Annotated in this window: 6 protein-coding genes and 1 pseudogene; 2 read left to right on the top strand and 5 right to left on the bottom strand. The window is 67.8% G+C overall.

Annotated elements, in window-relative coordinates:
* The first annotated feature begins 124 nt into the window (after nt 1-124).
* Complete coding sequence (locus ABZ642_RS40660) at nt 125-595, top strand: transposase (RefSeq protein WP_360494798.1); 471 nt, start codon at nt 125-127, stop codon at nt 593-595.
* 108 nt (nt 596-703) lie between these two features.
* Nucleotides 704-1,591 carry a GNAT family N-acetyltransferase gene (locus ABZ642_RS40655; RefSeq protein WP_360494792.1) on the top strand — a complete coding sequence of 296 codons (888 nt, stop codon included), beginning with the start codon at nt 704-706 and terminating at the stop codon, nt 1,589-1,591.
* An 88-nt stretch (nt 1,592-1,679) separates the two neighbouring features.
* Here the strand turns inward: ABZ642_RS40655 and ABZ642_RS40650 are convergent, their stop codons facing one another.
* From ABZ642_RS40650 to ABZ642_RS40630, 5 genes and pseudogenes are all read right to left on the bottom strand, one after another.
* Nucleotides 1,680-1,928 (bottom strand): hypothetical protein, encoded by a 249-nt coding sequence (locus tag ABZ642_RS40650; protein WP_360494804.1) that lies wholly within the window; start codon nt 1,926-1,928, stop codon nt 1,680-1,682.
* Nucleotides 1,929-2,090: 162 nt separating this feature from the next.
* Nucleotides 2,091-2,226: pseudogene (locus ABZ642_RS40645) on the bottom strand (IS701 family transposase); the annotation flags it as partial.
* 194 nt (nt 2,227-2,420) lie between these two features.
* Entirely contained in the window at nt 2,421-2,858 is a 438-nt protein-coding gene (locus ABZ642_RS40640; RefSeq protein ID WP_360494790.1) for a hypothetical protein, read from the bottom strand.
* Between the two features lie 58 nt (nt 2,859-2,916).
* Complete coding sequence (locus ABZ642_RS40635; RefSeq protein ID WP_360494787.1) at nt 2,917-3,246, bottom strand: hypothetical protein; 330 nt, start codon at nt 3,244-3,246, stop codon at nt 2,917-2,919.
* A 50-nt stretch (nt 3,247-3,296) separates the two neighbouring features.
* The gene (locus ABZ642_RS40630; RefSeq protein WP_360494784.1) at nt 3,297-9,776 is read right to left on the bottom strand and encodes an RHS repeat-associated core domain-containing protein; all 6,480 of its coding nucleotides are present in this window, start codon (nt 9,774-9,776) and stop codon (nt 3,297-3,299) included.
* Nucleotides 9,777-9,791 lie beyond the last annotated feature (15 nt).

Here is a 9,791-nt window from a genome sequence, read left to right as displayed (position 1 = left end):
GGGCCGCGTCCTGGAGTTGCACGGCTGAGCCAGCTGGCGTCGTCTTCGGGCCTGCTGGTGAGCCAGCCTGCCTGTTCGAGTTGACGGAGTCGGTCCGAGACGCTGCCTTGGTTGAGACCGGTCCCTGCACTACGACGCCGCGAAGAAGATCAACGGCCGCAAGCGACATATCACCGTGGACACGCTCGGCCTGCCGGTAATGATCACGGTGACGCCCGCCGACGTCCACGATCGCGACGCCGCGCGCGACGTCTTCTGGCGCTTGCGCCTCACCCAGCCACAGATCACCCAGGTCTGGGCAGACCGCGGCTACGCCGGCGACCTCGTGGACTCGGCCCGCGACCGCCTCTGGCTCACCCTGCGCATCGTCTCCCGGCCCAAAGGCGTCAAGGGCTTCGTCGTCCTGCCCCGCCGCTGGAAAGTCGAGCGCACGATCGGCTGGTGCATGAACGCCCGCCGCAACGCACGCGACTACGAACGCCTGCCCCAGCACTCCGAAGCACACCTGAACTGGGCACTCATCACCATGATGACCCGACGCCTCACCCGCAAGAGCCCCCGCACCAGCGAGTGGACGAGGAAAACCCGTGCCTGATCAGGAGCAGCTCGTCACGTGACTGAAAGGCGTTGCATCGGCCGTGGCGGCGACAACACCTCTGAACGAACTGCTCCCCCGAGTCGAGCACTTCCGAGATCATGAACCATGCTCCCGGATGACTGGCAATTCACTGAAGACGTCAACGACTTCCTCGCCCGAACCGGAGACTTCCTGCGCTCACGACCTGCCCTGCACAACACGCCGTTGACGGACATCGAGAAACTGCGGACACGCAGGACTGACGCGCGGGGTGCCGAAGCCACCCTTTTCGGGCGGCTGGAGTCCGGGGGTGAAGTCCGTGCCATCTTCTATCGCACGCCGCGCGGATACCTGTGGGTCACTCCCCTTTCTGCCGAGCAGACTGGCACCCTCGCGGCTCACCTGGCCGACCTCGGCCACTCTCCTTCAGGTGTCCTCGCGGACCACGACACCGCCACAGCCTTCGCGGATGCATGGCAACGGCAGACGGGCGCAGCACCGGTTCCTTTCTGGCGCACGCACCTCTATCGTCTCGGCACGCTGACACCACCGCAGCCGCTAGCTGAGGGCCGGGCTCGCGTGACGGGCGCACAGGACCACGAACAAGTCGTGCGCTGGTGTCGTGAGTTCTGCGTCGTCGTCGGGGAACAGGCCTCCATCGACTTGATCGATGCCGGCTCCTGGGCAGACTCACGCTTCGGTGACAGACACTTCACGTTCTGGGAGACCCCGGACTGCACTCCCGTCTCCATGGCGGCCGCGACATCGATCGTCGGCGGGATGGTCCGGGTGGACCCCGTCTACACCCCGGCCCACCTCCGGGGCCGTGGCTACGCGGGCGCCGTGACGGTCGAGGCGAGCAGGGCCGCGTTGGCTGCAGGCGCGACGGACGTCGTTCTATTCACGGACCCGGCCAACCCCACGAGCAATGCCCTCTACCAGCGCATCGGCTACGTCCACCTCGCAGATTTCACCGGATACAAGTTCTCGTTCGGCACGCCAGAAGCCGGTTAGGAACACGACCAGCGGGAACGCACCTGCCGTCAGGGAGCTGATCCGCAGACGCCGCTCTACCGGTCACAGCGGGGAGGAAGAAAAACACCTACTGAACGAACTCGACGTCGGCACGCAGATCCCGGCTACGGAGCCAGGCGGCGGCCGCGGACTTCACATACAGGTGGTCGGCGCTGCTGACCCCGCGGGCGCGTCGGCCGCACAGGTGCGGCTGCTCGTCGGGGCCCGGGTGGTGGGCGAAGTGGCAGACCCGGTCAAGCAGCAGCCCGAACCAGAACGTGTCGTGCTCGTGACGGCGGCGGAAGGCGTCCACCTCGATCGCCTCCAGCGGCAGCATCAGCGGCTCCTCCGAGCCCGCACTACCCAGGACCGCCGTCTGAATCTGCCGCCTGTCACCCCGCACGAAACCCCGACTCTCGCCCCAACTCATCCTGCCACTGGCGGCGTTGTCCTCACAGAGGATCCGCTGCGCGAACCAGAAGAGGCAACCGGGAGCGTGGCCTGCCTGTTCGGCCAGCTGCCAGCTGTTCTTTCGAGCCACCGGGGGCGAGCAGTCCGCGTACGTAGTCACGCATACGGCGGCGAAGTTCCACACGGCCGAAGCGATGACCTATGGTCACGAAGAGGTCATCCAGTTCAAGGTCCCACTGCTCGGCAGCACTCTCGAAGATCACGTGGGGAAGCTTTCCCACCCGCTGTCATTACCTGCGGCGGTGTCGCACGTTCGAGGGGCGGCCTCAATGAGACCGCCCCTGATCACTCCACAGCCCGCTACACTCCAGCGGCCCAGCAAAACCCGCATGTCAGACAGCGAAATCCTGCTGGAGTACTAATTCCTAGGGATTTCTGGCGCATCACACTGGCGAGTCCCCGCCCCGCCGCCCAACACATGCCGTACCAGCTCCCCGTCCTTCCTAGGCACCGCCAGGTCATACGTCCCCGCGCCCGTGACGAGTTCGTATCGCTCGAACTTCCGGGCCAGGCGTACCTTCCCGGCCGTCGGCTTCAGCTGGAACGGCGCCTGGAGGGTTGCGCTCCGGCCTCCTCGCGCGTCGTTCCAGACCGGCGCCTCACCTGCGGCGAGCCGAAGGTAGCCCTGCCTCAGCCTCGCGATCTGCTTGCCCTTGCCGACCGAGACCTTGACCGTCCCGCCGATGCTCTGCGTGAACCCAACAACCCGCAGCGCCCGCCCGCCGTCGAAGTCCGCAATGTCCCGCGCGGACGTGCGGCGCCGGATCCATGCCCAGCGCAGCAGCACGTCCACCATGGTCTCGGTACCGGCGGAACGGCGTTCCGCCGGTGTCCCCTTTCCCATCGATTCCTCTCTACCTGCGTCCGATCTCACCGAAGTACTCGGCCGCCTCCCGCAGCGCGGCATCCAGCCTGGACAACCCCACGGAGAGCCACCACTGCCGCTCTGCGCTTTCGCATTCACGCCAGGCCCGCATGTAGGCCTCCTCGAGCTCCAGCACCCGTTCGGTGATCTCGATGTACTCCTCCGAGGAAAGCTCTCGGTTCCCGGTCGTGTATAGCCAGTGGTTCATTTCCTCACGGGCAACCAGAATCTCACCGACCCGACGAAGATGCAGACCGCCGACCTTCTTACTGACGATGATCTCCGCAAGGATCTGATTCGGGTTTTCTTCTTCGGGCACCGGAATTAACTCCAGCATTCGTTTCGGCGTTGTTTTCGGGACGTCCTGGACTACTCGTCCAGCATTCGCTTCAGTCTGATCATTCCTCTGGCACCCGCCGGGATATCGACACCGCCTGCCCGCAGGATGTCGACACAGTAGGTCACGCAGCTGTTGTGGATTCCATCGTACGGACCCAGGTCCGCGTCGATGGAGTCCTCCTGCGCCTGCCGCGCGGCGCCAGCGTCCGGCAGATCGAAAGTTCGCTCGATGGTGTTGGGGCCGAGCTCCTCTGCGATGTCCGCAGTGGTGGGCTGACCGCTGAAGGACCCGTTGATGTCGGGGACGCCGTTGATCACCTGTTCCGTCTCCAGCACTGGGTGGCCGGGAGCGTGGACGCGGATGGTGGCGTGGCCTGAGTCGCCCATCTCAGGGTCCCACCGGACCGTCGCAGTACCGCGCTTGGAGGGAGTGGCCACACGCTTGGGCTTGGCCGTCTCCGCACGGTCTTCCGCCTTCGCCGCTCCAGAACTGGCCGTGCTCTCCGACGCGCTGCTGGCCTCCTTAGCCCCGGATCTGCTTGCCGCTTTCGACGCGGTGGCGGTTTCGGCCCCCTCAGTGACGGCCGCCGCACCGGCGGTGGCGATACCTACCTCGCCAGCGATGACCGCCCCACCCTCGCTCGCCACCCCGACGGCGGCTCCGGTGACCGCTGCTCCGAGGCCGCCCATTTCGGCGCCCGCGGTGAATCCCTCGGCGCCGGCCGCCAGGACGGCTCCGCAGGCGCCCGCCGTGGCAGCCACGCAGGCGACCACCCCGACCACCGCCGCCGTGGCCACCACCGCCGCGATCACCGGGTGCCGCTGGACGACGTGGTAGGCCTTCTTGGCGTAGCAGGAGAAGGACCAGCCGCAGCTGTGGTGCGAGCTGCCTCCCCCTCCGCCGCTTGTGCCGCTGCCGCTGTGGTGGGTTCCGCCTCCGTCGCCGTCGCTCGTGGTGGAGGAGGACGTGCAGCCGGTGGTAGGGCAGCCGCCGTCGCCACCGGGGTCCATCACGTTCATCAGGCCCGTGGGGTCGCTGCCCGTGATCGGGTTGTCCGCCGCGTACGTGTACCCGTCGATCTGCTGGGCGTCGGTCAGCTCGAGGACTGGGTCGTCCGAGACGAAGCGGCCGATGGTCGGGTCGTAGTCTCTCGCTCCGAGGTGTGTCAGCCCCGTCGTGGCGTCGACGACACCGCTGACGAATCCCTTGTCGCCCAGCCAGGAGCCCGAGCTCGGCTGGGTGCCGCGGGCGTTGCCGAAGGGGTCGAGGCGCCGGCGGGTCAGCGACTGTGTCGTCGCGTCCACCGCGGTTTCGGCGGTGTCGTGGGCGTCCGTGACCTGCCACTGCAGGCCGCCCGTGCTGGTGCGCACGGCGATGGTCTGGCCGGCCCAGGTGTAGTACCGCGTGCCCGTGGCCGTCGTCGCGCCCTTGGCTACGTGCAGTTCGGTGTCGCCGAGGTAGAGGGTGGTGCCGGAGTCGTCGCGGGAGAGGAGCCGGTTGCCGTCGGCGTCGTAGAGATAGGAGGCCGACGTCCCGTCCGCGTTGGTCACCTTGGTGAGGTGGCCCTCGCTGTCCCAGTCCAGCGTCTGGGTCTTGCCGTCCAGCGTGCGGGTGTGGGTGTTGCCCGCGCTGTCGTAGGTGTAGCTGTTCTTGGTGGTCGTGGAGCCCTTGGTCGTCGTCGACGACGACAGGGTGTGCGGCTGGGTGCCGCCCGCCGGCGGGTACCCGTACGACGTCGACGTGTCCGAACCGCCCGCCGTGGTCGCGTGGTCGACGTCGGTCTTGCGGTTGCCCAGGTCGTCATAGGCGTAGCTGTGCCAGTACGGTGCCGGGCCGCCGAGGACCGCCGTGGACGCGGCGGCGGCGCAGCCGTCGGTGGCCGTCCAGGCCTCGGTGAGCCGGTCGTGGCCGTCGTAGCGGTAGCACTGGACGTCGTCGAGGCCGTCGGCGTGCGTGGCGACCTTCGTCGGGTTGCCCGCGTCGTCGTAGGTGTACGTCGTGTCCTGGACGGGTGCGCTCTGCGCGTCGTCGGTGACCAGTTCCCGCTGGAGGCGGCGGGTGCCGTCCTCATAGGTGTTGGTGATCTGGAGCCACTTGGCGGTGTCCGAGGAGGAAACCCCCAGCGTGAGCTGGCTGATGTCGCTGAGCTTGGTGTAGGTGGTGTTCTGAACGTAGCCGGTGGCGCCGTTCAGCGTCGTCGGCATGCTCAGATCGTTGTAGCCGTACTCCAGCGACTCGGCGGGAAGTCCGCCAGCGGCCGGGTCGGAGGTGACCTGGATGGTTCCGTCGAGGTTGTAGCCGGTGGTCGACGTGTACGTGCCGGCCAGCGCCTCCTCTCCCGTTACCGATGGGATGGTGACTCGGGTCAGGGTCGGCCGGTACAGGGAGTCGTAAGCACCGATCTGACTGATGTACGCACTCCCGGACCCGGAAGAGCCGCCGACGTACCGGATGGCCGACGTCGGCTGCCCCTTGGCCACCGAGTCGTAGGTCCACTTGGCCAGCTCGTGCGCCGCGTCCTTCGTCTTGCCGTCGTACATGTCGGTCTTGCGGCCGAGGATGTCGTACGTGTAGCTGAGCGTCTTCTCGTCAGCTGTGCCGAGTGCCGTGGTGGTCGTGGCGACCTGGTCCAGGTCGTCGTACGTCGTCTGCGTCGTACCCGTGTCGGGGTCCGTCGACGTCGTCTTGCGGCCCATCAGGTCGTAGCCGTACGACCACGTGTTGCCGTCGTCGTCTACGACCTCCTTCAGCCGGCTCTTCGCGTCGTAGTGGTACTTGATGGACGTGTAGGTGCCGGTCGGGGTGCCGTTGTCGTACTGCCGGGTCTCGACGGTGCGGCCGAGGGTGTCGGTCAGAGTCGTCGTCGCGATGCCACCCTGGGGCGGGGTGATCGTGACCCGGTCACCGCCGTACGCCGTGGAGGTCGTCCAACGCTTGGTGCCGAGCGCGTAGAAGTCCTCCGCCGTGGCACGGCCCGCGCCGTCGAACGTGGTCAGGGTCTGGGACGGGACCGCGGAGGTGATGTTCGCCAAGGCCCCGGACGGGGAGACGTTGTCGGTGTAGTCGGCGTCGGACTCGACGGCCAGACCGCGGCTGTCGTACTTGGTCTCCGCGATGACCCGCCCGCCGCCCGGCGCCGGGGTCTGGGTCTGGCGAGGTCGCAGCAGCGCATCGTAGAGGGCGTATGTCGTGTCGTACGTCGTGCCGTCGTTGTTGAGCTTGCCCGTGGAGACTGCGGAGGCGACGGTGTTGGAGATCGCGTAGGTGTAGACGAGGCTCGCGGACTGTCCCGAGGACTTGGAGCGGTTGGCCAGCCACAGGCTGGTCAGCCGACCGAGGCCGTCGTATGCGTAGTCCGTTCGCTTGCTGTTGGGGTCGACGACCGAGGTGGCGAGGCCACGCGCCGGGTCGAAGGTGGTGGTGGTCGAGTAGTTCTTGGCGTCTGTGGTGACCGTGCTGGTCAACGGGCCGCCAGTGGTGGGCGTGTACTTGGTGGTGCTGACCGTGTTCTGGTCCGCGTCCTTGACCGAGTCGACGCGGCCCTGCGTGTCGTAGTGGGAGGTAGACACCGTCTGGTAGACGGGGCTGCCACTGCTGTACGACGAGAGGCGCTGCGTGGACGTCTCGTCGCCGAGGATCGGGGCGGTGCCGTAGGCCTGGCTGTCGTAGAGGGTACGGACATCGGAGACCACGTCGTCGGGGCGGGTCGTCGCCGCATCGCAGGCCACGTCGACCGTCTCGACCCGGGTGGGGAAGGCCATCAGCCAGTCGGTGGTGTTGTTCGCGATCGTCGTGCGGGTGCACTGCTCGTCGCCCTGGACGGCCGTGTCGCCTTCGTCGTCGACCGTCTGCGCCGCACCGGTCGTCGGGTCGTACGTCGTGGTCACCAGGGTGTTGCGGGGGTCGCCTGAGGACCGGTCGGTGCGGGTGTGCACCGCTGCCGGGCGGGTGAAGTAGCTGCTGCGGGTGCCGTCCGTGGCTGTCTGGTGGAGCCACTGGTCGGTGATCGTGCCGGACACCTCGGCGGAACCGTTGTAGGTGATCGACTCGCGGACGTTCCCGGCGAGCGGATCGTCGTCGGTCACCGAAGTCTCGGTGGAGTCGGTCACCTTGGCACTGCGTGTGGTTCCGTCGGACTGCTTGTCGCCGTCCATGCCGCGGAAGTAGGTGGCTACGGTCTTCGTCCGTGTGGACTGCGCATCGCCCGTGGTCGTGGTGACGCTGCCGTAGCCGCGCCACTGCGACCAGGTCTTGCGCTTGGCGGGGGCGGTGACGTTGTCGCTGTCGTAGTGCCAGGCCGGGGAGCCGTTGTAGGTGTAGTCGGTCTCCTTCAGCGGGGCCCCGCCGGTCGGGTCGGACTCGGTGACCTGGGTGACGACGTACTTGTGGAACCAGTCGAGTTGGGGATCGGCCGTGAACGGCGGCTGCCAGTACGTCGGGAAGCAGCGCAGGGTGTCGGAATCCGGCGCGCTCGGCATGGTCTTACCCGCCACGCACTGCGGGTCGGAGTAGTTGACGGTCAAGACCGAGCCGGTCTCCGACGTGATTGTCCGCACCCGCCACTTGACCAGCGCGGCGATGTCGTCGTGGGTGGTGTCGACCCGGTTGAACAACTGGACGCCGGCGAAGGTGACCGGCGGCATGTCCTTGGTGGAGCCGTCCTTGCCGGTGCGGGTGATGGACTTGAGCCACAGGCCTGGGGAGGTGCCGTCGCCGGGGTCGGGGAAGGACTGGTCAAGAGCCCAGGTGTCGACGTCCCGGTATGCGGGTGGGGTCTGGCTCGCGTCCCAGATGCTGGTGGTCACACCGGTCAGCCGCTTGCGGGAGAAGAACGTCGGCCCGGTCGCCGTGCACACTTTGCCCGAGGCACAGACCTGGTCGAACGGCACGTCCGGCCAGTGCGAGGCGGTGCTGGAGGTGAGCGAGGAGCAGTTCTCGCTGCTGGTCACCAGGCAGCGTTCGGCGGTGGTGAAGGAGACTTTCTCCGGCGCCGTGCCGAACACCGTCGAGGACGTGATCCCATAGTCGATCCGGCTCAGGTAGCCGCCGCGGTCGTACACCGTACCGTTGTCGGTCGTGGTGCCGTTCTTGGCGTAGTAGCTGGTCTCCTTGGTGTACCAGTACGACATCGCGTTGCCGTGGGGGTCCACAACGTAGTCCAGGTTCCAGCGCCAGGCCTGGGTGAGCGCGCGGCCGGAGAACGACGTCCCCTGGTCGTAGCCCGGTTCGCCGGAGTCGTCGCCGAACACCGGGGCGGTCCAAGTGGAGTTGGTGACCGCATCACCGGTGGTCCAGCCCGGCAGACGGTTCTTGCCGAAGACGTACTGGGTGCCGTCCGCGGTGGTGACGGTCCAGTACTCGCCGTCGTTGTCGCCGTTGGTCGCGCCGGTGGAGTGGGTGATTCGCTCGCCGTCGTCGGCCTTGGCATGCCACTCGCCGGACGTCGAGTCCTTGATCAGCGGGCTGGACTTGCCGCCGAGGACGAGGGTGGCGTTGTCGTTCGCCCAGCACTCGTCATTCTTGCCGGACTGCCCGTCGTCGTCACAGGAGTCGTAGGACCGCTCGATGTATCCGGTCGTCAGATCGAAACCCTCACCGATCCAGGAGGGCTGGTTGTTGGTCGACGGCAGCCGTCCGTCCACACTCTGCGCGTCGTAGGTGATCGCCAGGTTGGGGGACGGGCCTCCGTTGGACGGCGGCACCGACAGCGGGTACGACCAGGTGAAGTCACCGCTGGAGCCGCCCGCACTCCACGACGCGGACGGGTTCAGGGACGTCGCCTGGTAGGAACCAGCGCCCGACTTCGCCGCGGCGGTTGCGGCGACCGTCATGGTGGAGAGGGTGAGGGGCGCCGTGGCGGTGAGGGTGCGGGCCGCCGTGTCGTTCTTCGTGGGCAGTGGCGTCGCGGTACGGCACTTCTTCAGGACCGGGGTGGTCAGCGCGCAGGACGGCAGGCGCACCAGCGAGAGCCGGGACGCGTAGTCGCCGCCGTAGGCGTTCGCGAAGCCCGAATAGTCCAGGGTGAAGCGGGTCTTGGCAGCGGCCTTCGGCCCGTCGGCGCGGGTGAGGGAGAGGACGGCGCCGTGGATACCGAGGGCGGTGGCCGTGCTGTGCGGGGCCGTACGGATGGTGACCTTCGCGGCCGCAGCGCCCTCGGCGGGGCCTGTCAGCCGCACGGGAAGACTCCCGACGGTAGCTGCCGCGGCCGAACCCCCGCCCACCTTCATGGCCTTGGCGGCAGCGGTGGGCCAGGTCACCGGCCTGGCGACGGCCCCGGCGGTCCGGGCTGCCGCCGCCTTCGCCGGGTCCTTGCGCGCGGCAGTCTTCGCCTTGAAGGCAACGGCCGTACCGGTCGCCACCGCTGGCGCGTCCACCGTGTGGTGGCCGTGCCGTTCGCTCGCCCACACCGCGGGGGCGGTGCCGAGGCCGGTGGCCACCACCGCGCTCGCCGTGACGCCGACCACCCACAGCCGTGCCCGCCGCAGCGGCCTGTGCCGTAGCCCACCCATGACTGAACTCCCCCT

The organism is Streptomyces sp. NPDC007157, from assembly GCF_040634235.1.
In the GTDB taxonomy this organism is placed as follows: Bacteria; Actinomycetota; Actinomycetes; order Streptomycetales; family Streptomycetaceae; genus Streptomyces.
This window is presented reverse-complemented; position numbering and strand designations above follow the sequence as displayed.

Bases quoted from the DNA above. Each gene is read 5' to 3' on its own strand.
- ABZ642_RS40640 (WP_360494790.1), bottom strand. From the start codon at position 2,858: ATGGTGGACGTGCTGCTGCGCTGGGCATGGATCCGGCGCCGCACGTCC.
- ABZ642_RS40655 (WP_360494792.1), top strand. From the start codon at position 704: ATGCTCCCGGATGACTGGCAATTCACTGAAGACGTCAACGACTTCCTC.
- ABZ642_RS40650 (WP_360494804.1), bottom strand. From the start codon at position 1,928: ATGCTGCCGCTGGAGGCGATCGAGGTGGACGCCTTCCGCCGCCGTCAC.
- ABZ642_RS40630 (WP_360494784.1), bottom strand. From the start codon at position 9,776: ATGGGTGGGCTACGGCACAGGCCGCTGCGGCGGGCACGGCTGTGGGTG.